Raw genomic sequence first — 22,218 nt, 5'->3', positions numbered from 1 at the left:
CTATCCCATCGGGCCACCGCAGATTGTGTCGCACATGCCAGCTAGCACCCGCTCGCCGTTTTCGGTTTTTAGCTCTTCATACCAGGCTGCCGTCAGCGCGGGCTCTTTACCGTGCGTCACGTCGCAGCGCTTGCGTGCCTTCAGCACCAGGTCGCGGGTACGGTCCAGCCGGCGCGCCTGATAGCGCAGCAGCGCATCTTCCACCCCCAGCGAATGTGTCGCCAGCGTTTGTGCCAGCACCACGGCATCTTCCATTGCCGCGCAGCCGCCCTGACCAATATCGGGGGTGGTGCTATGGGCTGCATCGCCCAGCAGCGCCACGCGTCCGCGCACAAAGCGGGTAAGGGGTTCGGTATCGTGTATTTCGACCCGGTTAGTGGTGAGCGGATCGAGCTGCGCTATCAGCCGCTGCACCGGTTCGGCCCAGCCGGCGAAATAGCCGCTGAGATCGGCGCGCAGCGTGGTGCGATCCTGAGCGAGGCCGGCAGGTAGCGGCACATCAAAGAAGAAGTAGAAGCGGTTGCCGGCAACCGGCATCAGCGACACGCGTTTGCCGTCGCCGACAAAAGTGGTCCACTGATCGGCGGGTGCTATCGCTTCGTCCACGTTAATCAGCCCGTTCCAGTTTACATAGCCCGCATAGCGACGCGCCACGCGCTCGCCCAGAACCGCCTCGCGCAGTACAGAGTGCGTGCCGTCCGCAGCGATCAGCAGGTCGCCTGTGGCTTCGCTGCCGTCGGCAAAGAAAGCGGTAACGCCCTGCGAGGTTTGTTCAGCATGCGTGACGCGCCTGCCAAAACGAACGCGCGTCCGGTCATATGTATCAAGCAGCATCGCCTGCAGCCCGGCGCGTGATACCGGCGCAGGATATTCACCGGTGCGCTGCACCAGCGGATCCAGGCTGAAGCGGGTCAGGGGGGCACCGCTTCGCGCATCGTGATAAGCCATCCAGGCCATATTGCCGCTCAGCGCGCGCAGCGGCTGTTTCAGACCGAGGGCATTCAGGCATTTCACGCCGTTAGGCCAGACGGAAATGGCTGCGCCAACCGGCTTCATCTCCGCAACAGCCTCATAGACTTCCGTCTCAAAGCCCGCCCGTTCCAGGGCGATAGCAGCACTCATTCCGCCGATACCGGCGCCAATAACAATCACTTTCATCATGCTCTCCTGTGCTCAGACAGGGGGATACTGCAACTTCTGTACCAGATGCGCGCCAACAGACAGCGTGTTGATAACTATGGTTTTTTATAAAAGAGACATAATGATGAAACGATTGTTGCAGTGCGTTCGCACTTTTATAGTGCAAATCTATGCGCATGAATCTTTTGTTTCATGCGGCATTCTGACCAGATTTTGCGCATACTTAAAGCTTCAGAGCGGAGGATTAATCATGAAGTGGATAATTGCGTTAATGATGGCGTGCAGCGTAAACGCGATGGCGCAGAGCAGCTGGCAGCCGTCGCCCAAATCGCCGTCTGCTATGTTTACCCCGATCGCGTCAAAATGCGATCTGTCGGCCTGTCAGCAAAACTGCTACGTACAGCAGTCACAGTGCAAAAATGATAGCGGCGGCGGATGTGGCTCGCTGGCGCAAATCTGTGTACAGAACTGCACCAGCCAGTGTCGCTGAGTATCAGCGGGTCTCGCGCCAGATGTCGCGCATCGCCAGCTCCAGTTTTTTAAACTGGTGATAGCGCGCGTCGTGGAAGCTGACCCACTCCGGCCGTGGCTGCCGCTCTTCCGGCTGCAGACGCACCGCATGCTGCACCGCATCCGTCAGATCCCGCCACACGCCCACGCCAACGCCTGCACAGAGCGCGGCGCCCAGCGCGCCGGTTTCCGTACACTCTGCCACCCGCACCGGGATATTCAGAACGTCGGCAAACATCTGCGGCCAGATGACGCTGCGCGCGGCGCCGCCTGAGAGCGTTGCGCGGGTAAAAGGGAGGCCGGCAGCGTGCAGCCGGTCAATATGCGCCCGGTGAGCAAAGGTCACGCCCTCAAACAGGGCAAACAGCATATCTGCACGGGTATGCCAGCCGCCCAGCCCGTAAAAGCCGGCGCGGGCCGGTTCCGGTTTGCGGCCGGAGTAGAGGTAGGGGTGATAAAACGGCAGATGCGGATCCTGACGGATCTGCGCCACGCACTCACTGCTCTGCACCGCGCCTTTTCCTCCGCGCCGGTCGTCAAATTCCCGCAGAAACCAGTTGAGGTTGGCCGCCGAGGTTGCGCTGGCCTCAATCGCCATAAAGCGATCCCGCTCTATCATTGAACTCATGGAAACCGGGCGAAGATAGTCAGGTTTATCCACCACAACCTGATTGATACTCCACGTACCTGCTACGATTGAGGCGTCACCGCAGCTGACGACCCCCGATCCCGCTGCGCTGGCCACCACATCAAACAGACCCGCCACCACCGGTATACCCGCCGGCAAACCGGTGCGTGCCGCCGCCAGCGCGGTAACATAACCGCTGACAGCGCTCGATTCACGCAGCGGCGGCAGCCAGGCTGCTGCCTCCTCAATGTCATAGAGTGCCAGAAGTTCACTGCTGTAATCGCGAACGCGATAGTCAATCAGCCCGGCACCCGCCGCATCTGAATAGTCGCTGCTGAGCGCGTCGCTGAGAAAATGGACGATAACATCTTTAGCGCTCAGTACCGCACCGATCTGCTGCCATATCTGAGGCTGGTGCTGTTTAACCCAGCTCAGCAGCACCGGCGTGGAGGCTGCCCACGGCGTCTGGCGGGAGAGGGTATAAATGGCGTGCTGTTTTTCAGCCTGCTCCAGCGCAGCGACAATATCGTCCGCCCGCCGATCGATCGACTGAATGCCAAGCTGCGGCTGCAGCGCCCGGTCCAGCGTATAGAGGCCATTGCCGTGTCCGGCGGCGCCCACTGCAATGATATCCTGTGCGTCCGTGCCCGCCTGCAGCAGGCAGTGACGGATCGCCTGTTCAGTACCGTGCCGGATGGCGGCTATCGAACGCTCGGCGTAGCCCTCCTGCGGCTGCAGCGTTTCGCCGCTATGCTCAGCTACGGCCAGTATCGTCCCGCTGAGATCAAACAGCACCGCCTTGATCATCGTATTACCGGCATCAATACCCAGGATTTTCATATCCGGCTCCGTAAAACCGCAGAGGAGAGCGCGCACAGAACGTGCGCCAGGTCAGGCGTCAGCCTGCTGATAAAGGGCCAGCGCATCCTCGCCGCTAACACCCTGATGAATAATGGCCATCAGGGCGGCGACGACCCGTGCTGGAGAGGCGTGCTGATAAACATTGCGCCCATACACCATGCCGCTGGCGCCCTGCGCCATCAGCAGCGCGCTTTTGTGCAGTACCGCACCGATCTCGCCTTTACCCCCACCGCGCACCAGCGTCGGACAGCGCGCCGCCTCTACCACGCGATGAAAATCAGCCGGGTTGTCGGTTGGATCCGCTTTGATAATATCGGCGCCCAGTTCGCGCGCCAGCCGCACCAGCGGAACAATCTGCTCTGCATCGCCCAGTGAACCGTAGGCGGCCCCCTGACCGGCGGGTGCCATCACCAGCGGCTCAATCATCAGCGGCATGCCGTAGCGGTCGCACGCATGGCGCAGCCGGCCAATATTTTCGATGCACATGCGAAAAATCGCGGGTTCATCGGGGATAAGATAAAGATTCACCACCACGGCGGCCGCATCCAGCTGCAGCGCCGCCAGAATCGGCTCATCGGGATTATGCAGCACTGCCCACATCTCGCGATGGCGCACGGCGTTATAGGCGTTGCCGACGTCGGTGCGCAGCACCAGAGCGGGTTTCACTCCTTCCGCGCACTGCAGCAGATCTGCCTGTCCGTAATTGAGCTGAATCGCATCGGGCTGCGCGGCAATCAGGTTCTGCATCACCGCGTCAATATTCTCAAGCCCCTGCAGAAAATCGGGTTCATTGGCAATACCGTGATCGACCGCTACGTCCAGACAGCGGCCGTGACGGAATAACCGCTTCATGCGTGCCTTACTGCTCGCTGACATGCTGTGCCTCCTGCTGCATCACCGTAGGGTAGAGGCCATGCAGGCCGTGAAAACGCGCCAGCGACGCGCAGCAGCGCTGCAGCTGCTGTACCCGCTGCCGCTCGCTCCAGCCCAGCGTCTGCGCCATCAGCAGCGAGATCTCCTGAATGAGCGGCGGGGTCAGCTCGCCGCCGATCGCCAGCGACGTGCGGCGCACCAGCAGATCTTCCAGCTGGCACACCTGCTCATGCTCTGTCAGATAGCGCAGTTCCGTGGCGCTGTAATCGGCGTGGTGATGCAGCGGACGGTCGTCATCGCGCAGCAGCGACAGCAGCGGTAAGGCGCGGCTGCCGTAACGTTTTACCAGCTGCGTGACGCGCGGCAGCGGCAGCGCATGCTGCTGCGCCAGCTGGGCGATCCAGGCGGGCTGGGCCGCCGGAGCAGGGAAGTCGCGCCCGCCGCCAATCGCTAAATCAGTGGTGGAAACATGGCGCTTTTCGCCCAGCAGCCGCAGAACGCGATCGGCCGCCTCTTCACCGAAGCGGCGAAAAGTGGTCCACTTACCACCTACCAGACAGAGCGTGCTCCAGGCGCGGGTGGGATCGGGCGGCAACATCACCAGCGAGTGGTTACGTGATATCTGACCGCTCAGCTTTGCATCACTGGCAGGCAGCGGACGTACGCCGCAAAAGGTGTAGACCACGGCGGACTCCGGCACCACCACCTCAGGAAAGACAAAGCGCAGTGACTCAAGAATATACGCTTTCTCGGCTGCCTCGCAGACCACGTTATCGGGATCGTCAACGCGGATATCCGTTGAGCCGGCCAGGACTTTACCTCCCCACGGATAGAGGATGCAGACGCGCCCCTCCTGATTCTCGAAGTAGACCATTTCACCATCGAGCATGCGCAGCAGCTCCGGATGATCGAGGATCAGATGTGACCCTTTGGTCCCGCCAATCAGCTTCTGCCGGGCGCTTTTGGGCGCGATCTGCTGGTTAAGCCGATCAATCCACGCGCCGCCGGCATTGACCAGCACGTGTGGCTGCAGGCGAAACTGCTCTCCGCTCAGCGTATCTTTCAGCGTGACGCTCTCACCGTCGCTGCTGATTAACTGCATATAATTCAGCGCCAGCGCGTCGCTGCAGGCGCGCTCCGCATCCTCCACCAGCTCAAGCCCCAGCCGTTCAGGGGCGCTGATCCACGCATCATAGTAGCTGGCGCTATATTTCACCCACGGCGCAAAGCCCGGCCAGCGATCGCGGGTTGCCGCCTCGCTTCGTACCTGATGTTTAGGCATGGAGCCATACTGGCGCGTATAGAGGTCATACAGGCTGAGGCCGGTTTTGATCAGCAGCGCACCGCGCCGGGCAGGTTTGTCACTGAGGCGCAGAAACCGTCGCGTGGCGTTGACCATGCCGCCGCCGAAGGTTTCCACCGGCACTGTCGTCCGCAGCGGGAAAACATAGTGCGACGCGTTTTTCAGCAGCCGGTCGCGCTCGATCACAGACTCTTTAACCAGACCAAACTCACCGGTTTCAAGATAGCGCAGGCCGCCATGGATCATGCGCGACAGGGCACCACTTGCCGCCTGACACCAGTCATCGCGCTCCACCAGAATAGCCGGGATGCCCTGAAGGGCCAGTTCGCGAAAGGTACTGATGCCGTTTATGCCGCCTCCGGCAATCAGGACCGGTGTAATCTGACGCTGGCGCAGCCTGTCGAGACGCTCATTACGGGTTAACACAGTAGCCATAGCACGCTCCCTGACGGTGAAGGCTTATCCGTCAAAGGTATAGGAGTGCGCAGCCAAAACGGCAAACCCGCTTACTCAGGATGTGACTCTGTTCACTTACACCACGAATGGGCATGTGGGGTGGGCCGGGGGCGGATATACTATGCGCACCGCTTTTGGTTCTGAGGAATAAGGATTATTCATGCGACGCCGCGTTATGGCTACATTTTTGCTGTTTATCGCCAGTTCTGCTGCTGCCCGGGCACCGGATGAGATTATTGAGCCGCTGATGGCGCGCTTTGCGATCCCCGGCATGGCGGTTGCCGTGCTGAACAAGGGCCAGACGACCTTTTATAGTTACGGTGTCACTTCAACCGATCGCGGAGAACCGGTCACCTCCCGCACGCTGTTTGAGATCGGCTCGCTGAGCAAAACCTTCACCGCCACGCTCGCCAGCTACGCCGTACAGCAGCATAAAATGCAGCTTCGCGACAGCGCCAGCCAGTGGCTGCCTGCACTGCAGGGCAGCGCGCTCGATCGCGTTACGCTGCTGAACCTGGCGACGCATACCAGCGGCATGCCGCTGTTTGTGCCGGAGGAGGTCACGGATAGCGCGCAGCTGATGCAATGGTATAAGGCGTGGCAGCCTGAGGCAGAGCCGGGAACAGAGCGCGTCTATTCAAACCTCGGTATTGGTATGCTCGGCATGATCGCGGCGAAGAGCCTGAATATGTCATTTATGCGCGCAATGGAGTCGATGCTGCTGCCGGCGATGGGAATGCATCGTACTTTTCTTCAGGTGCCGCCGCGCGCCATGCCGTATTACGCGCAGGGCTACGATAAACAGAACCGGCCGGTACGCGTGACGCCCGGGCCGCTGGATGCAGAAGCGTATGGGCTGAAATCAACGTCAGAAGATCTGATTCGCTGGATCGGCATTCAGATGGGAGAGGTTAACGTGGTACCTGCCTGGCGGCAGGCGGTGGCTGCCACCCATCAGGGCTATTTTCGCACGGCGGCATTTACGCAGGCGATGATGTGGGAGTACTACCCGCTGCCTGTTACTCAGCAGCAGCTGGTGGCGGGGAACAGCAGCAAAATCATACTTAACGGTATGCGGGCCACGCCGGTTTCTCCTTCTGCGCCGGTGCCGCTGCGCGCCTGGTATAACAAAACCGGCTCAACCAATGGCTTTTCTGCCTATGCGGTGTTTATCCCTTCCCAAAGGGTGGGGCTGATTATGCTGGCCAACAAATGGATACCCAATGACGATCGCGTTATTGCTGCAGATGAGATTATCCGTGCGCTGGCAAAGTGAGGAGAGACGATGAATATACGGGCATTGCGGGCTGAGGATTATGTGGCCTGGCTGCGGTTATGGCAGGGCTACCAGCAGTTTTATCAGACAGAGATTGATGAGGTGACGACCGGCGAAACGTTCCGGCGCATGCTCTCCCGTGCGGAACCGATGTATTGTCTGGTGCTGGAGCAGGGTGGCAGCATGGTGGGGCTGGTGCATTTTCTGACGCATCGCTCCACCTGGACGCGCGGTGACTACTGTTATCTGCAGGACCTGTTTGTCGCAGAAGCGGCGCGCGGTAACGGTGCGGGTGAGGCGCTGATACTGGCCGTCTATGAGCAGGCCAGAGCGCGCGGCTGTTCACGGGTCTACTGGAACACGCAGGAGGGCAACGTCGCAGCACGGGCGCTGTACGACCGGCTGGCAACGAAAACGGAATTTATTCAGTATCGTTATCTGGTAGCACCTCAGTAGTTACAACAAACATTATTGTTTTTTATTAACATGGTTAACCTCCTCTGCGAAACGCGCTTGCCAGAAGAAATAAGCCGCGGGCAGGGCAGCCCGCAGGAACTAAGCTTTTTGTTACCTCACACTTTCAAATGAAACCTCCTGCCAGCTGTGACCGCGTCCGGCTTTCCGCCACAGCCGGCTTGCCATACGCCAGCTGCGTGTTATGAATGAAATTCAGTTAACTTTCATTTGAAACCAGAGCGAGAGGTGATTTCTGTGACCACTTTATTCTCTTCAGAGCAGCAGCCCGACGATTTCAGAAAAAGCATTCGTCAGATGAAGCAGCAGCTGCGCCAGCAGATCGGAGATGTGGAGGCGCTGTATAAGCAGGTGCGGGAGAGCGTGGTGACGGAGCTTGCCGCGGCCAGAAATGAAGAGGCGCAGTCTGGTTCCGCCTGGCCCCAGCTGAGCTGGCAGGCGATAGCCGCAGGTGAAATCAGTGAGGCGCAGAAAGCACATATCCGGCGGCGCGGCTGTGTTGTGGTAAAAGGTAATTTCAGCCGCGAATGCGCGCTGGGATGGGATGCATCGATGATGCGTTATCTGGACGATAACGATTTTATGACCGGCTACCGGGGACCGGGAGATGATTTCTTTGGCAATCTTGCGGCGTCGCGGCCGGAAATCTATCCGATTTACTGGAGTCAGGCGCAAATGGCCGCGCGGCAGAGTGAGGCGATGGCTGCCACCCAGCGATTCCTCAATCACCTGTGGCGGTTTGATTCTCAGGGTAAACGCTGGTTTGACCCTGATGTCAGCATTATCTATCCCGACCGCATCCGCCGGCGGCTGCCCGGCACAACCTCTAAAGGGCTCGGTGCGCATACCGATTCCGGTGCGCTGGAGCGCTGGCTGCTGCCGGCTTATCAGCAGGTATTCAGACATATCTTTAATAACCGCTTTGCACAGTACGACCCGTGGGATGCGGCATACCGCACAGAGGTAAATGAATACCAGTCCGGTACTACCACAAAATGTTCGGTATTCCGTACGTTTCAGGGCTGGACGGCGCTCTCTGATATGCAGCCGGATCAGGGTTTGCTGCACGTTGTGCCGGTGCCGCAGGCAATGGCGTTACTGCTGCTGCGTCCTCTGCTCAGCGATGTACCGGAAGAGGAGCTATGCGGGGTTGAGCCGGGTAAAGTCCTGCCGGTATCGGAGCGCTGGCATCCTGAACTGATTGCCGGACTCTGCTCCATTCCGGCGCTGGAAGCGGGCGATTCCGTATGGTGGCATTGCGATGTGATACATTCTGTCGCGCCGGTAGAAGATCAGCAGGGCTGGGGTAATGTGATGTATATTCCGGCCGCGCCGATGTGCGACAAAAATCGCGCTTACGCGCATCAGGTGGCGCAGGCGCTGACAGAGGGTGTTTCACCCGGTGATTTCCCGCGTGAAGATTATGAGGTTAACTGGCAGGATCGCTTTACGCCCCAGCATCTGAACGCCCGCGGCCGTCAGGCGCTGGGCCTTACTGACTAACTGCAGGACACTATGAACGCACGTCATCAGTCAATTATCGAGCTGCTCAGCGCGCGCGGCAGCGTCAGCGTCAGCGAGCTGGCGCTGACCACCGGCGTCTCTGAAGTCACGATGCGCCAGGATCTTAACCAGCTGGAAAAAGAGGGGCTGTTGCGTCGGGTGCATGGCTCCGCCGTTGCTGCGGGCGGTGACGACGTCAGCGCCCGGATGCAAACCCGCCTTGCCGTAAAAAAACGGCTGGCCGATTATGCCGCCTCTCTGGTGAATGCAGGGGAAACCGTATTTATTGAGGGGGGCAGCACCAATGCGCTGCTGGCACAGACGCTGAGCGAGCGGCATGACGTTACGCTGGTCACAGTAAGCCACTATATTGCCGGCCTGCTGCGTGAAAAGGGCGGCGACGTCATTATTCTCGGCGGTCTGTTTCAGAAAAGCAGTGAGTCGGTGGTCGGTCCGCTGACCCGGCTCTGTATTCAGCAGCTCAGCTTTCATAAAGTCTTTATCGGCATTGATGGCTGGGATCGCGCCACCGGCTTTACCGGGCGCAACATGCTGCGCTGCGATGTGGTTCATGCGCTGCTGGAAAAGCCTGCGCACACTATTGCGCTGACCGACTCCTCTAAATTTGGTCAGATCCACCCTTATGCGCTGGCGCCGCATCAGCCGTTCAGGCAGCTGATTACCGACAGCGAGCTTGATCCGGCCGCTCAGGCGCTGCTGACGGCGCAGGGAACGGAGGTCACGCAGATTTAACCTGCCGGTGCAGAGCGCTATTTTACTGACCGGTCAGCGTTATATCAGCAGCGCCTGCGCCGTGACCTCATCGGTGATCAGCCCGGAGAGCTGACCGCTGCTCAGCACGGCACGAATAGCCGCCACTTTACTCAGGCCACCCGTCAGCGCCACAATCTCACTGCGGTTCTGGCTGAGCGGCACGGAAAGTGTCCGCGCCGTCAGTGAGTTGTGGATCAGCGTGCCGTCGGCGGCAAAAAAGTGGCCCAGCAATTCTCCCACCGCGCCGGCTGCAGAGAGAGCGTTGATCTCCGCCTCTTCGAGCATGCCGGCTTCAACCAGCTGAGCCGCCGGCTCTACCGTCCCGATACCGACCAGCTTGACCTCACTGCGCGCGGCCATATCAAAAATCTCGCTGACGCCGCGCTGCGCCAGCAGAACATCGCGATCTTCTTCAGTGTTCGCAAAGAACGGCACCGGCATCATGTAAGCCTGCGCGCCGGTTTTGGCGGCGATGCGGTGCATAACATCATGCGGGTTGAGCGCATAGTTGCGCGTCAGGCAGCCCAGCAGCGACACAAAGCGCGCCTGGGGAGCCTCAAGGCGCGCCAGCTGATGGATCGCCGCGGAGAGGGTACGGCCATGCCCCAGCCCGAGCGTAATCGCGGGCGCGCCGAGCAGCAGCTGGCGCAGATAGTCCGCGCCAGCCATCCCCAGCGCCCGCACCGGCAGCCCGGTCTCACCCAGATCGGGCGCAACCTGACAAAACCGCAGGCCAAAGTGCTGACGCAGCTTATCCTCCAGCGCCACGCAGTCGAGAATATCGCCATCAATGGTGATTTTTACTGCGCCTTCCGCCACCATGCGCGCAATCAGGCGGTGCGTTTTTACCGAAGGCAACCCCAGTCGTTTAGCGACTTCAGCCTGAGTCAGACCGCCTACATAGTGCAGCCAGGCCGCACGCAGCGCCAGAGAGTCATCACGATCGGCAGAAGCAGGTGCGGATTTCATGTCTTTGTCCATTCAGAGTAGAAGACGACGCGGGCTCCGGCCCGCGTGTTTAGCTGTGCGCTCCGGCGGGCCGGTGCGTCGCCAGATGCAGGTCCGCCACGCCGGTTTCAATATGGCTGGCCCAGAAAGCGACGCTCTCTGCGATCTCCGCCACGGCGCGACTGTCGGTGGGCTCGCGCTCTTTGAAACTCAGCTCCAGGCAGATTTCATTATCCTGCGCGCCACCACGCGCCAGCGCCTCCAGCAGCGGCTGCGGCTGAATACGGCCGCCGTCATTGTACTGCATTGTAAACGGACGATGCCCGCCTTTATCCATCATGCTCTGCTTGATATGAATGATCGGTGAGCAGCGCGGCACCGCTTCGGCCCAGGCGTAAGGATCGTAATCCTGCGGATCGGCCGAGGTCACATCACCGTGATCAATATCCGCCATCATCCACATCGGCAGGGCAAAATCGCGCTGGCTCAGGCGCTGCTGCAGGGCCAGCGCGGCGGGAATGGTTTCGCCAAACTCGCGCGCCACACTCATCGGCTCCCAGAAAAGATATTTCAGCCCCGCCGCGCGCGCATGTTCAGCGACCTCCTGCCAGCAGTCAGTGGCGATATCGATAAGCGTTTCGCGGCGCTCTGCGTCCCGGAAGTCGCGCTGCGTAAAAATGGCAAATTGCGAGCCGATAGCCACACCGCCCAGTTCAGCGGTGATATCCGCAAAGGTTTTAAACCAGTCAATATAGTAGCGGCGCACCGCAGCATCGGGATGACCAAAGTGGTTCAGTCGCCCGTAGGGGCCGGTCATACCGGAGGTGACGCGCACGCCGGTGGCGTTCAGCGCCTGCTGCATACGACGCGTCATGGCGGTGATTGTCGCGGCAGGCCAGCCCGGATTGATAAATTCATGGGTCAGCTGCAGGTCGCGAATGCGGATCTGTTCCGCCACCGTGATAATTAAGTCGTGCGGATCGGCAAAGCGGTTGACCAGCGGATTCGTATTAAGCGAAAGGGTAAGGGCCATATCAGTTCTCCTGTCCTGCACGGGCTCGCAGCGGGATCACGCGCGCGGAAGCCGCTTCAAACCAGGTGATGAACGCGTCGCGCTGCGCCGGGGTAAGGTGCAGCTGATGCTTGGTGCGCCGCCACAAAATATCCTCCGCCTGCTGCGCCCACTCGTGGTCAGCCAGATAGCGTGCTTCGGCCTCATACAGCAGCCCGCCAAAATGACGCCCCAGATCGCTCAGCGCCGTTGCGTCTGCCAGCAGCTGCGCGATGCGCGTCCCATACAGGCGGGCGTAGTGTTTACGCAGCGGCTGCGGCAGCCACGGCCAGCGCGCTTTGCACTGCTCAAGGAAGGTTTCAAAGTCGGCGTCAGCCATATCGCCTCCCGGCAGGGTGGCCGCGCGCGTCCAGTCAGCGCCCATCTGCGGAAAGAAGGGGGCTAGCTTCTGCAGGGCGTGCTCTGCCAGCTTGCGGAATGTAGTGATTTTCCCGCCGAAGACGTGCAGCAGCGGCGCATCCTGCTGGTTATCGAGGTCAAACACATAGTCGCGCGTCACCGCGGAGGGATTGCCTTTGCCGTCGTCAAACAGCGGACGCACGCCGGAGAAGCGGGTAATAACGTCAGCCGGGCGCAGCTTAACTTTGAAGTAGCGGTTAACGACGTCTAACAGATACTGTTGTTCCGTATCGTCGGCGGTCACCGCTTCCGCTTTGCCTTCCCACGGAATATCCGTCGTGCCAATCAGCGCTTTATCGCCTTCATAAGGATTGATAAAAATCACGCGCTTATCGGTGTTCTGCACCAGATACGCCTGCTGACCCTCCCAGAATTTAGGCACGATAAGGTGTGAGCCTTTCACCAGACGCACCCGGCGCTGGCTGTGGCTCTGCGTCACGTCGCTGACAATGTCCAGCACCCAGGGCCCCGCCGCATTGACGATTGCCCGCGCAAACAGCGTGCGGCGCTCGCCGCTGCTGACATCTTCAAGGGTTATCTGCCACTTGCCGGCCAGGCGCTGTGCGGCAACGCAGCGTGTGCGCGGCAGAATGGTTGCGCCACGCTCAGCGGCATCCAGCGCGTTCAGCACCACCAGCCGCGCGTCATCGACCCAGCAGTCGGAGTACTCAAACCCTTTTTTATAGCTGTCGAGCAGCGGGGCGCCTTCGGGATCGCGCGTCAGATCCAGTGTGCGGGTGCCGGGCAGTTTCTTACGGCCGCCCAGATGGTCATAGAAGAAGAGGCCGAGCCGTACCAGCCAGGCAGGGCGATCGGAGGGGCTGTGCGGCAGCACAAAGCGCATCGGCCAGATAATATGCGGGGCGGCATTCAGCAGCACTTCCCGCTCAATCAGCGCTTCGCGCACCAGCCGGAACTCATAATACTCCAGGTAGCGCAGGCCGCCGTGCACCAGCTTCCCGGAGCGGGAGGAGGTGCCCTGCGCCAGATCGTCTTTTTCACACATCGCCACCGACAGGCCGCGACCGGCGGCATCGCGGGCGATACCGGCGCCGTTAATGCCGCCGCCAATAACAAACAGATCCAGCATAGTGTCACTCATGATTGACTCCGTTACAGGTATTCAGCGCCTGCCAGCAGGCCGGCAGATCGCTGCGGATCTGCTGATAATGAGGAAACAGCGCGTCGTAGCGCTGCATCAGATCGGGCTGCGGCGTTTCCGGCGCGTCAAGCAGCGGGCGGACCCAGGTTTCGGCACACGCGGCCATAGAAGAGAACGCGCCCACTGCAACCGCGGCCATCATTGCCGCGCCGGCCGCGCCCGCTTCTTCACGCTGACTGATACGCACCGGGGCACCGATAGCCGCCGCGAGGATCTGCCGCAGCGGTGCTGAACGCACCGCACCGCCGGTCAGACGGATCTCGCCGGGCCGATCCTGACCCATCGCCTGGTAGCAGTCGCGCGCCGCCATACCAATTCCCTCTACCACGCCGCGCACCAGGTCTCCAAAAGTGTGCTGATAGTGCAGGCCGGTAAAACCGGCACGCGCGCTGGCATTCACGAAGGGACCGCGTTCGCCCGCCAGTGAAATATAGGGATGAAACAGCAGCGTGCCGGGTGTGGTGTGCGTCAGCCAGCTATCAATCTGCGCCACCAGCCGGGCGTGATCGGTTTCGCAGCCAAAGCTCTGCAGCAGGTCTCCGGCGACATTCAGCAGCCAGTCCAGATTCAGCGTCGAGGCCATATTGGTCTGAACCTGCGTGACATAACCGGGCCACGGCAGCGGGATCACGTAGCCGGTCTGCGCCGGATTGAGCCAGACATCATCAACAGTAACGCTGCGCAGATGGACGCCGGTTGAACCCACAATCGAACAGGCGGTATTGGCCTCGCCGGTGTGGACGCCCGCGCCCAGCGCCGTCATCGCCATATCCACATAGCCCAGCACTACCGGGGTCCCGGCCCGCAGGCCCGTCAGCGCTGCCGCCTCGCGGGTCAGGGGATGCGTGGTCTCTGTGCCCTCGACAATCTCCGGCAGCAGATGACGCCGGTGCGTCAGCCCCAGCGCGTCAATCACGGTGTCGTCATAGCCGGCGTGACGAAAGTTGCCAAAGGTAAAACTCGCCTCAGACGGGTCGGTGGCGCGTACGCCGGTCAGGTTAAGATAGAGCCAGTCTTTGCAGTGCAGCGCGACGTCAGCCTTTGCCAGCAGTTCAGGAAAGTGCCTGTCCATGTGTGCCAGCTGCGCCCCCTGCTGGCAGGTATTGAGTCCGGTGCCGGTTGCGCTAAAGCGCGCCTGCGCCAGCGGGTGCTGATTCAGCGTGGCCACCGTGGGGGCCGCCCGGGCATCAAGCCAGATCCAGGCGTCACCCACTGGCCGATCTTCCGCATCCACCAGCCAGCTGCCGTCCCCCTGAGCCGTCACGGCTAACGCCACTACGCGGGCGGCCAGGTTGTCGATATGGTCGCCGAGCTGACGCAGGGCGCTGGCCGCATCCTGCCAGGTTTGTGACATCGACTGCTGCGCTGCGCCACCTGCTGCGCGATAATAGCGGTTACGTACCGACGCGCAGGCCAGCTGTTTGCCGGTCAAATCAAAGGCTACCGCCTTGACCACCGAGGTACCTGAATCCAGGCCCACAATGATATCGCCACTCTCCACCGACACCTCCACCTGGTATGTGCTGCGGGCTGCCTGCGATCCCGCCGTATGCCGTGTTAACGGCGTGTGATTATTATGCTGCTGCTAGTGATACTTCTTTTCTCACTTAGATAACATATCTTTCGTATTAAATTTCAATACAGGTAAAATATTTCATCTCACTTAGCGAGCAGGATCACGAAATCACCGCCCGACTGAGTCACCTCCAGACAACTTATCCTCGCCAGCATCCCTGACATAAGGGAATTTAAACCTTTATCAGCGGTTGCGGTTCAAACAGCGATCCAGATCGCTCTCCTGAAAAAATCGCCGCCGGGCTGTTGACATTTTAGTCACATCAGCACAATTCTCATCACATTAGTTATCACATATATAACACAGCCTGCGTTAATTCCGGGCTGTTAACCCGATGAGGTGTCGTTATGTCTGATGTTTCAGTGCTCGCACACCAGCTTGACCGGCAGCGCAGGCGTCGCCTGCTGCTGACCGCCGTGCTGAGCTGTGCCGTCATAGCCGGCATTGCCCTGGATACCCACGTTGTCAGAACCGACGCCGCCGGGCAGACGCAGCAGGGCTTTTCACCAGACAGCTGGGCGGAACAGCACTTTCCTGAGGTGAAGCAGAGCGTGGAGCTTCGCGCCGTTGCGGCGCAAACGCTGGCCGCAGCGCTGCAGGCGAACCAGCAGGCCGCCGCCACGCAGTATGGTGTCGGCTCGCCGCTGCCGGTGATCCCGGTCAGGCTGGAGGGCGTAGTGCAGCCGGGCGAGAAGGGGATTTTTCCGCTGCAGGTCGCCGGCGTGCCGGAGAGCCTGAAAGTACGCCTGCAGACCGGGCCGGCCCTGAGCGGTACCGATCTGCGCGACGCCAGCGGCACTATTCAGTTCGGCGATTTTACCAACCAGATTGAGTATCAGAACGCCGGGGCAGCGCTGAACCGCGCCATGAAAAAAAGCGTTCTGGAGAAGCTTGACCGCAACGCGCTGCCGGGCAAGACCGTGGAGGTCATCGGGGTGTTTCGCCTCCTTAATGCCGGTAACTGGCTGATCACACCGGTCAGCGTGGAGGTTAAATGAAACCCTTTCCTGTTAATCCGGCGCTGTTAAAAGGTGAAGTGGTGCTGCAGGCGCGTAACGTCAGCAAGGTGTATGGCTCAACGCATGCGCTAAAAGGCGTGAACTTTGAGATACGCCGCGGCGAAGTCACCACGCTGTTTGGTGAAAACGGCGCCGGCAAGTCGACCTTAATGAAGATTTTATCCGGCGTGATTACGCCAACATCCGGGGAAATTTTGCTCAATGGCGAAAGTAAGCTATTTCACTCCGCCACCGAGGCGCGCGGCTGCGGTATCTCCATTATTCATCAGGAGCTGAATCTCGCGCCCAATATGAATGTCCGTGACAACATCTTCATGGGACGCGAAATCATGGGGGCTACCGGCGTTGACTACGACGAAGAGGCACGGCTGACCCGGCACCTGATGGCGGCGCTCGAAGAGGATATCGATCCGCTGACGCCGGTCGAGAACCTGCGTCTCGGCCAGCAGCAGATTGTGGAGATTGCCCGGGCGCTGTCGGTAAATTCGCAGATCCTGATCATGGATGAACCGACCTCGGCTCTGAGCGCCGCCGAAGTCCGGGTGCTGTTTCAGGTGATCCGCGATCTCACCAGCCAGGGCGTCGCCATCGTTTATATCTCCCATCATCTGGAGGAGGCGCTGGAGATCACCGACCGCGCCGTTGTGCTGCGCGACGGCGTGATGACCGCCTGGGCGCAGCGCAGCGATATCGATCTTGAGTGGATCGTGCGCAACATGGTGGGGGAGCATTTCGATCTCGGCTCGCCGCCGCAGGGTTACGCCTTTGGCCCGCCCGCGCTGACGGTTGAGAACCTGACGGTGAAGAGTAAAACCGGCATCCGGCTGGTAGACAACCTGTCGCTGACCATAAAGGCGGGCGAGATAGTCTGTATTTATGGCCTGATGGGAGCAGGGCGCACGGAGCTGCTGGAGTGCATTGCCGGACGTATCGCGCAGAGCAGCGGCGATATCCGGCTGCAGGAGACGGAGATTAGCCGCTTATCTCTGGCGCAGCGTATCGCTATCGGGCTGGCGCTGGTGCCGGAAGATCGGCAGCGCGACGGACTGGTACAGACCATGAGCGTAGGGGAGAACCTGTCGCTGGCCAGCATCGGTGAGTTTGTCCGGGGACTGATGCTCTCCGCCCGCCGTGAGAAGCAGCTGGTAAGCGATACCATTCGCAACGTCACGGTGAAAACCGCAGGCGGTGACGCGGCAATCGGCTCGCTCTCGGGCGGTAATCAGCAGAAAGTTGTGATTGGCAAGATGCTGGCGACGCGGCCCAACGTGCTGCTGCTCGATGAGCCAAGCCGCGGCATCGATATCGGTGCCAAAGCAGAAGTGTTTCGCCTGCTGGCAGAGAGTGCGAAGCAGGGGCTGGCGGTGGTTTATACCACCTCCGAGGTTGGTGAATGTCTTAGCATCGCTCACCGCATCGTGGTGATGAGCAAAGGACGTATCTCCGCCATTTTCGACGCCAGCGTGAGTAAAGAGCGCATCATGGCGGCGTCGGGTGAAGCACTGGTGGCATAACATGAAAAACGGAGTGAAAAGTATGACCGATCAAACGCAAACGCTGGCCACCTCGCCCGCGGCGAATGCCTCCCGCACTACAAAACAGCTTAACCTGGCTCGCCTGCTGCTGGAGGGACGCGCCTTTATTGCGCTGCTGGTAATTATCGCGACGTTTTCGTTTCTGTCGCCTAACTATTTTAGCGGAGCTAACTTCCTGACGATGGCGTCACACGTGGCGATATTCGGCCTGCCCGCTATCGGTATGCTGCTGGTGATCCTGAATGGCGGCATCGATCTCTCCGTCGGCTCCACGCTGGGACTGGCTGGCGTAATGGCGGGCTTTATGATGCAGGGCATCAGCCTTGAGGCGCTCGGCGTAGTGCTCTATCTGCCGGTGTGGGCCGTGGCGATCCTGACGCTGGTCGTGGGCGCGCTGGTAGGGCTGGTGAACGGCGTACTGATTGCCATCTGCCGCGTACCCGCCTTCGTGGCCACGCTTGGCACTATGTATGTGGCGCGCGGCATTGCGCTCCTGATGACTAACGGTCTGACCTATAACAAGCTTTCCGGCAGTGAATCCCTGGGCAACACCGGCTTTGACTGGCTTGGGTTTAACCGGCTGTTCAACATTCCGGTTGGCGTGCTGGTACTCGGCGCGGTGGCGCTGGCGTGCGGTTTTCTGCTGAGCCGTACCGCGTTTGGCCGCTGGCTCTATGCGTCAGGCGGCAATGAGCGTGCCGCCGATCTCTCCGGCGTGCCGGTGAAACGCGTGAAGATTAGCGTATATGTGCTGTCAGGTATCTGTGCCGCGATGGCGGGGCTGGTGCTCTCTTCGCAGCTCACCTCTGCCGGCCCGACGGCGGGTACCACCTACGAGCTGACGGCGATTGCGGCCGTGGTCATTGGCGGGGCGGCGCTGACCGGCGGGCGCGGTAACGTGCGCGGCACGCTACTGGGAGCATTCGTGATTGGCTTTCTCTCTGATGGTCTGGTGATTATCGGCGTTTCTGCCTACTGGCAGACGGTGTTTACCGGGGCCGTGATTGTACTGGCCGTGTTACTGAATACGCTGCAGTACGGGCGACGCAGCCGCTGAATTGCGCGCGCCGCTGCGGTGCGCGTTTATCCGTAAAAAAAACCTGTACCCTGATAATAACGGAGTCACTATGTTTACCAAACGTCTTATGCTTGCCGCTACCGTCGCCATCAGCACCTTTGCTGCACCAGGCTGGGCCGATAAAGGTCTGATGACTATTATCGTCAACGATCCCTCTAACCCTTACTGGCTGACGGAGGGCCAGGTCGCGCAGAAGGCGGCTGAAAAACTTGGCTACAGCGCCAAAGTCAGTGCCCATAAAGGCGATACCAACGCGGAAAGCCAGCTGATCGATACCGCCATCACCAATAAGTCTAAAGCGATCATCCTCGATCCGGCCAACGCTGACGGCTCCATCGGCTCGGTGAAAAAAGCGATTGCCGCCAATATTCCGGTGTTTGTCATTAACGCAGAGCTGAATCAGAGCGGGCTGGCGAAAGCGCAGCTGGTTTCAAACAACGCGCAGGGCGCCGCCGCTGGTGCCATGGAGTGGGTGAAGCAGGTGGGCGACAGCGGTAACTATGTTGAGCTGGTAGGACCGCCCTCGGATAATAATGCGGCAACCCGCGCCAACGGCTTTGATACCGTGCTGTCGCAATATCCCGATCTGAAAAAGGCGGGTCAGGAAGTGGCGAACTGGGATCGCACGCAGGGCTTTAACAAGATGCAGTCGCTGCTTCAGGCGAATCCGGATATCAAAGGCGTGATCAGCGGTAACGATGAGATGGCGCTGGGCGCTATTGCGGCTCTGAAACAGGCCGGCAAACTGGGGCAGATCAAGGTCGGGGGCTTTGACGGCACGCCGGACGCGGTCGATGCGGTGAAAGCCGGCACGCTGGCCTATACCGTTATGCAGCCGGTAGCGCTGTTTGCACAGAAAGCGATTGAGCAGGCAGATACTTTCCTGAAAACCGGAAAAACCGGCGCACCGGCTGAAAAACAGCTGTTTGACTGCGTGCTGATCACCAAAGAGAACGCCGGCAACTTCATTTCACCGTTTGTGCTTAAACAGTAACCGCAGCATCCCCGGCTGGCCGCAGCTGGCCGGGGTGCAGGCGATCGGTTATTTGCATTAATGGGTATAACGCGCTGTAATTAAAACTAATCCTGCATTTTACTCCTCTCCGGAATCTATATGGCGCATAACCCACACGACACGCTGCCTGGTGTTTTCACGGCGGATACGCTGCCCGGCGACAGTCGCCAGGCACGCCAGCAGGCGCGCCGCCAGCTGCTCGCGGAAGCGGTCATGGCCGAGGGCGCCGTACGAATCGAAGATCTGACCGCGCGGTTTGGTATCAGTCTGATGACCGCACACCGTGATATTGATGAAATGGTCGAGCGCGGCCTGCTGCATAAGTCGCGCGGGGTCGTATCGGCTACCTCAACCAGCCTGGTGGAATCGAGCGATATCTATCGCGCTACGCGCCAGCTGGAGGAGAAGCAGGCGATTGCCGAAGTTGCAGCCAGCTATCTGGAGCCAGGGCAGGCGCTGTTTCTGGATGATTCCACCACGGTATTTCAGCTGGTGCGGCAGCTTTACGCGAAAGCGCCGCTGACGGTGATCACCAACTCGCTGACCCTGATGAACGAGCTGCGTAACGGGCGGGATATTACCCTGATGGGGCTGGGCGGGCAGTATCACCCCTGGTGTAACGCGTTTATGGGGCGCATGACGCGCGAAGAGATCGCCTCGCTGCGCGCGGATATCTTTTTTGTCAGCATGTCCGCCATTGTGGATGACGCGGTGTTTCATCAGTCAGCAGAGACGGTAGAGACCAAGCGCGCCATGTTTGAGTCGGCACAGAAGCGTATTCTGCTGATGGATCACACCAAGTTTGGCCGGCGCGCGCTGCATCGCTTTGCCGATTTGCGCGAGTTTGATGTGGTGATTGTGAATCAGGGCACGCCGCTGCCGCTGCTGCGTCGCATGCAGGATAACGGGGTCAACGTGGTGGTTGCACCGATCAAGCGCGCCGCTGGCAGCCCGGAGTAAACCGGGCTATTTAACATAATAACAGACCTACCTCATCGGCCAGCGCCTCCAGCCAGACGCAATCAGCAGGACAGCACCCGGCGGGGAGGTATCCTCAGCTGCCTGGCACGGCTGTTCGGTCAGCTTTTTTGCACGGAGAACCAGCTATAACAGCTATCGGCCAGCTTTTTCCCCGCGCGGATAGCGTAGCGTTCGACATAGCGAAACAGCAGCGCAGCCAGCGCGATACTGCCGCTTACCGACAGCGCAAAGACCAGCAGCTTTGTGCCTGCGCTGGCGTCAGCCGGCAGCTGGTTGAGCAGCACGCGGCGCAGCGGATAGTGCACCAGATAGAGGGAGTAAGAGATGTTGCCGAGGAAATTCAGCACCGGCTGCGGCGCTGACTGTCGTTCGTCACTAAGCAGAATGACGCAGGCCATGATAATGGCGGCCAGCCAGTAGCCGCCGTGCAGGCCAAATGGCTGCGGGCCTGTCAATAATGCGATACCCGCGGCGGCGGCGAGCGCTAACCAGACAATGCGTTGTCCGCGGGTGCGCAGCGCCGGCATGTTGCCGCTGACGACCAGTTCGGCCAGCAGCATGCCGGTAATAAACTCAAATACGATGGTATTGCTGCTGAGTTTGATCCACGCCTGCCACCAGGCGTTTACCACCAGGTCCGGAGACGCCTGAGAGGAGAGGGTGACGCTGCCGTTATAGGCCAGCTGAAAGCCGACGGAGGCAACGATAAACATCAGGCTGCAAACCAGACTGCGCTGACGATAGCTGATACACATCGCCAGCGTGAACAGCGTATAGAACAGCACTTCATAAGTCAGCGTCCACGGCGGCCCCAGCGCGCTGTAACCAAACACCGGTCCGGTGCTGCTGTAATCCTGCAGACAAAAGTAGAGCACGCAGCCCATCTGCTGGAATCCGCGTTCGTTATACACCAGCGTCCAGGCCGCCAGCCAGACCAGAAAAAACACCGGCCAGATGCGAAAGAAACGCTTAATCAGAAAAGGCAGCGGACGTTCAGCGGAGTGTACCGTAATAAAGGTCATGATAAAGCCGCTGATGATAAAGAAGATATCGACGCCCAGCGCGCCCGGAATATGCGCCGCCATACCATCCGGTAACAGTAACGCGTTATGCGCAACAACAACCAGCAGCGCGGCCAGCCCGCGCAGATACTGAACAGAAAGGATCTTCATTTAACACATCCTGTGGCCGATTCCGAGGTACTTTGTCAGAAAGTACCACGATAAAAGATGACGCATGAATACATGCTAATTGAATCCCGCCGGGCGGTCGCCGGATTTATGCGTGAGCCGGGGTCGGGCGCATGTTCTTTTACCAGGGGGCGGGCGCATGTTCACCAGGAGCGCATTAATGCGCCCCCTACAAAATTCGCCGGAGCGCCCGGATAACACGTCATCATTCAACGCACGCCCATAAAACCCCGTAGGGGCGCCATTAATGGCGCCCGGACATCACCGCGGGCGCATAAATACGCCAGGGACGCATAAATGCGTCCCCTACGGTTGGCATTGTTATCCCGTAGGGGCGCCATTAATGGCGCCCAGGCCCGCGCGGTTGTCGGATCCGGGACGCATACGGTTTTGTAGGGGCGCCATTAATGGCGCCCAGGCCCGCCGGTTGTCGGATCCGGATCGC

At 59.9% G+C, this 22,218-nt stretch carries 19 protein-coding genes; 10 read left to right on the top strand and 9 right to left on the bottom strand.

Annotation, left to right across the window (positions count from 1 at the left end):
• Complete coding sequence (gene hpxO, locus B4056_RS14585; protein WP_094110904.1) at positions 1 to 1,158, bottom strand: FAD-dependent urate hydroxylase HpxO; 1,158 nt, start codon at positions 1,156 to 1,158, stop codon at positions 1 to 3.
• Between the two features lie 232 nt (positions 1,159 to 1,390).
• Here hpxO and B4056_RS14580 point away from each other — a divergent pair, with 232 nt between their 5' ends.
• Positions 1,391 to 1,630, top strand: coding sequence for a hypothetical protein (locus tag B4056_RS14580; protein ID WP_039384375.1), 240 nt, complete (start codon positions 1,391 to 1,393; stop codon positions 1,628 to 1,630).
• Between the two features lie 3 nt (positions 1,631 to 1,633).
• On the opposite strand, the gene B4056_RS14575 is transcribed toward B4056_RS14580, so the two are convergent.
• From B4056_RS14575 to B4056_RS14565, 3 genes are read right to left on the bottom strand one after another with little or no spacing between them, the layout of a single operon-like run.
• Positions 1,634 to 3,118, bottom strand: a complete 1,485-nt coding sequence (locus tag B4056_RS14575) for an FGGY-family carbohydrate kinase (protein WP_039384372.1) — start codon at positions 3,116 to 3,118, stop codon at positions 1,634 to 1,636.
• 51 nt (positions 3,119 to 3,169) lie between these two features.
• Positions 3,170 to 4,015 carry a class I fructose-bisphosphate aldolase gene (locus tag B4056_RS14570; RefSeq protein WP_094110903.1) on the bottom strand — a complete coding sequence of 282 codons (846 nt, stop codon included), beginning with the start codon at positions 4,013 to 4,015 and terminating at the stop codon, positions 3,170 to 3,172.
• Positions 3,999 to 5,750, bottom strand: a complete 1,752-nt coding sequence (locus B4056_RS14565) for a glycerol-3-phosphate dehydrogenase/oxidase (protein ID WP_039384369.1) — start codon at positions 5,748 to 5,750, stop codon at positions 3,999 to 4,001. The genes B4056_RS14570 and B4056_RS14565 overlap by 17 nt, the downstream gene beginning before the upstream one ends.
• A gap of 181 nt (positions 5,751 to 5,931) precedes the next feature.
• On the opposite strand from B4056_RS14565, the gene ampC reads away from it, so the two are divergent.
• The 4 genes from ampC to B4056_RS14545 all read left to right on the top strand — a co-directional run bounded on the left by ampC (position 5,932) and on the right by B4056_RS14545 (position 9,777).
• Positions 5,932 to 7,047: a class C beta-lactamase gene (gene ampC, locus B4056_RS14560; protein WP_094110901.1), complete on the top strand. Its 1,116-nt coding sequence runs from the start codon at positions 5,932 to 5,934 to the stop codon at positions 7,045 to 7,047.
• Between the two features lie 9 nt (positions 7,048 to 7,056).
• Positions 7,057 to 7,503 carry a GNAT family N-acetyltransferase gene (locus B4056_RS14555; RefSeq protein WP_288655119.1) on the top strand — a complete coding sequence of 149 codons (447 nt, stop codon included), beginning with the start codon at positions 7,057 to 7,059 and terminating at the stop codon, positions 7,501 to 7,503.
• Between the two features lie 315 nt (positions 7,504 to 7,818).
• On the top strand, positions 7,819 to 9,024 hold the full coding sequence (locus B4056_RS14550; protein ID WP_376780628.1) for a YbiU family protein: 1,206 nt from the start codon (positions 7,819 to 7,821) through the stop codon (positions 9,022 to 9,024).
• Between the two features lie 12 nt (positions 9,025 to 9,036).
• Positions 9,037 to 9,777 (top strand): DNA-binding transcriptional regulator YciT, encoded by a 741-nt coding sequence (locus tag B4056_RS14545; protein ID WP_094110899.1) that lies wholly within the window; start codon positions 9,037 to 9,039, stop codon positions 9,775 to 9,777.
• A gap of 39 nt (positions 9,778 to 9,816) precedes the next feature.
• Here the strand turns inward: B4056_RS14545 and B4056_RS14540 are convergent, their stop codons facing one another.
• From B4056_RS14540 to B4056_RS14525, 4 genes are read right to left on the bottom strand one after another with little or no spacing between them, the layout of a single operon-like run.
• Complete coding sequence (locus tag B4056_RS14540; protein ID WP_104085349.1) at positions 9,817 to 10,767, bottom strand: sugar-binding transcriptional regulator; 951 nt, start codon at positions 10,765 to 10,767, stop codon at positions 9,817 to 9,819.
• A gap of 49 nt (positions 10,768 to 10,816) precedes the next feature.
• On the bottom strand, positions 10,817 to 11,779 hold the full coding sequence (locus tag B4056_RS14535; protein WP_039384364.1) for a sugar phosphate isomerase/epimerase family protein: 963 nt from the start codon (positions 11,777 to 11,779) through the stop codon (positions 10,817 to 10,819).
• Between the two features lies 1 nt (position 11,780).
• Positions 11,781 to 13,319 (bottom strand): glycerol-3-phosphate dehydrogenase, encoded by a 1,539-nt coding sequence (locus B4056_RS14530; RefSeq protein ID WP_113655207.1) that lies wholly within the window; start codon positions 13,317 to 13,319, stop codon positions 11,781 to 11,783.
• On the bottom strand, positions 13,312 to 14,880 hold the full coding sequence (locus B4056_RS14525) for an FGGY-family carbohydrate kinase (protein WP_071668820.1): 1,569 nt from the start codon (positions 14,878 to 14,880) through the stop codon (positions 13,312 to 13,314). Before B4056_RS14525 ends, B4056_RS14530 begins: the two co-directional genes overlap by 8 nt.
• Before the next feature lie 422 nt (positions 14,881 to 15,302).
• Here B4056_RS14525 and B4056_RS14520 point away from each other — a divergent pair, with 422 nt between their 5' ends.
• From B4056_RS14520 to B4056_RS14500, 5 genes are all read left to right on the top strand, one after another.
• Positions 15,303 to 15,953 carry a DUF2291 family protein gene (locus tag B4056_RS14520; protein WP_288655111.1) on the top strand — a complete coding sequence of 217 codons (651 nt, stop codon included), beginning with the start codon at positions 15,303 to 15,305 and terminating at the stop codon, positions 15,951 to 15,953.
• Complete coding sequence (locus tag B4056_RS14515; RefSeq protein WP_094110895.1) at positions 15,950 to 17,488, top strand: sugar ABC transporter ATP-binding protein; 1,539 nt, start codon at positions 15,950 to 15,952, stop codon at positions 17,486 to 17,488. Before B4056_RS14520 ends, B4056_RS14515 begins: the two co-directional genes overlap by 4 nt.
• Positions 17,489 to 17,510: 22 nt before the next feature.
• On the top strand, positions 17,511 to 18,566 hold the full coding sequence (locus B4056_RS14510) for an ABC transporter permease (RefSeq protein WP_071668920.1): 1,056 nt from the start codon (positions 17,511 to 17,513) through the stop codon (positions 18,564 to 18,566).
• A gap of 70 nt (positions 18,567 to 18,636) precedes the next feature.
• Positions 18,637 to 19,581: a D-ribose ABC transporter substrate-binding protein gene (locus B4056_RS14505; protein ID WP_071668919.1), complete on the top strand. Its 945-nt coding sequence runs from the start codon at positions 18,637 to 18,639 to the stop codon at positions 19,579 to 19,581.
• Positions 19,582 to 19,701: 120 nt separating this feature from the next.
• On the top strand, positions 19,702 to 20,562 hold the full coding sequence (locus B4056_RS14500; RefSeq protein WP_094110894.1) for a DeoR/GlpR family DNA-binding transcription regulator: 861 nt from the start codon (positions 19,702 to 19,704) through the stop codon (positions 20,560 to 20,562).
• 119 nt (positions 20,563 to 20,681) lie between these two features.
• On the opposite strand, the gene B4056_RS14495 is transcribed toward B4056_RS14500, so the two are convergent.
• Entirely contained in the window at positions 20,682 to 21,755 is a 1,074-nt protein-coding gene (locus B4056_RS14495) for an acyltransferase family protein (RefSeq protein WP_094110893.1), read from the bottom strand.
• Positions 21,756 to 22,218 lie beyond the last annotated feature (463 nt).

This window comes from Pantoea sp. UBA7232 (assembly GCF_002473195.1).
Lineage (GTDB): Bacteria > Pseudomonadota > Gammaproteobacteria > Enterobacterales > Enterobacteriaceae > Pantoea > Pantoea eucrina.
The sequence above is the reverse complement of the archived record's forward strand: the minus strand, read 5'-3'. Positions and strand labels throughout refer to the sequence as shown.

Bases quoted from the DNA above. Each gene is read 5' to 3' on its own strand.
- hpxO (WP_094110904.1), bottom strand. From the start codon at position 1,158: ATGAAAGTGATTGTTATTGGCGCCGGTATCGGCGGAATGAGTGCTGCT.
- B4056_RS14580 (WP_039384375.1), top strand. From the start codon at position 1,391: ATGAAGTGGATAATTGCGTTAATGATGGCGTGCAGCGTAAACGCGATG.
- B4056_RS14575 (WP_039384372.1), bottom strand. From the start codon at position 3,118: ATGAAAATCCTGGGTATTGATGCCGGTAATACGATGATCAAGGCGGTG.
- B4056_RS14570 (WP_094110903.1), bottom strand. From the start codon at position 4,015: ATGTCAGCGAGCAGTAAGGCACGCATGAAGCGGTTATTCCGTCACGGC.
- B4056_RS14565 (WP_039384369.1), bottom strand. From the start codon at position 5,750: ATGGCTACTGTGTTAACCCGTAATGAGCGTCTCGACAGGCTGCGCCAG.
- ampC (WP_094110901.1), top strand. From the start codon at position 5,932: ATGCGACGCCGCGTTATGGCTACATTTTTGCTGTTTATCGCCAGTTCT.
- B4056_RS14555 (WP_288655119.1), top strand. From the start codon at position 7,057: ATGAATATACGGGCATTGCGGGCTGAGGATTATGTGGCCTGGCTGCGG.
- B4056_RS14550 (WP_376780628.1), top strand. From the start codon at position 7,819: ATGAAGCAGCAGCTGCGCCAGCAGATCGGAGATGTGGAGGCGCTGTAT.
- B4056_RS14545 (WP_094110899.1), top strand. From the start codon at position 9,037: ATGAACGCACGTCATCAGTCAATTATCGAGCTGCTCAGCGCGCGCGGC.
- B4056_RS14540 (WP_104085349.1), bottom strand. From the start codon at position 10,767: ATGAAATCCGCACCTGCTTCTGCCGATCGTGATGACTCTCTGGCGCTG.
- B4056_RS14535 (WP_039384364.1), bottom strand. From the start codon at position 11,779: ATGGCCCTTACCCTTTCGCTTAATACGAATCCGCTGGTCAACCGCTTT.
- B4056_RS14530 (WP_113655207.1), bottom strand. From the start codon at position 13,319: ATGAGTGACACTATGCTGGATCTGTTTGTTATTGGCGGCGGCATTAAC.
- B4056_RS14520 (WP_288655111.1), top strand. From the start codon at position 15,303: ATGTCTGATGTTTCAGTGCTCGCACACCAGCTTGACCGGCAGCGCAGG.
- B4056_RS14515 (WP_094110895.1), top strand. From the start codon at position 15,950: ATGAAACCCTTTCCTGTTAATCCGGCGCTGTTAAAAGGTGAAGTGGTG.
- B4056_RS14510 (WP_071668920.1), top strand. From the start codon at position 17,511: ATGACCGATCAAACGCAAACGCTGGCCACCTCGCCCGCGGCGAATGCC.
- B4056_RS14505 (WP_071668919.1), top strand. From the start codon at position 18,637: ATGTTTACCAAACGTCTTATGCTTGCCGCTACCGTCGCCATCAGCACC.
- B4056_RS14500 (WP_094110894.1), top strand. From the start codon at position 19,702: ATGGCGCATAACCCACACGACACGCTGCCTGGTGTTTTCACGGCGGAT.
- B4056_RS14495 (WP_094110893.1), bottom strand. From the start codon at position 21,755: ATGAAGATCCTTTCTGTTCAGTATCTGCGCGGGCTGGCCGCGCTGCTG.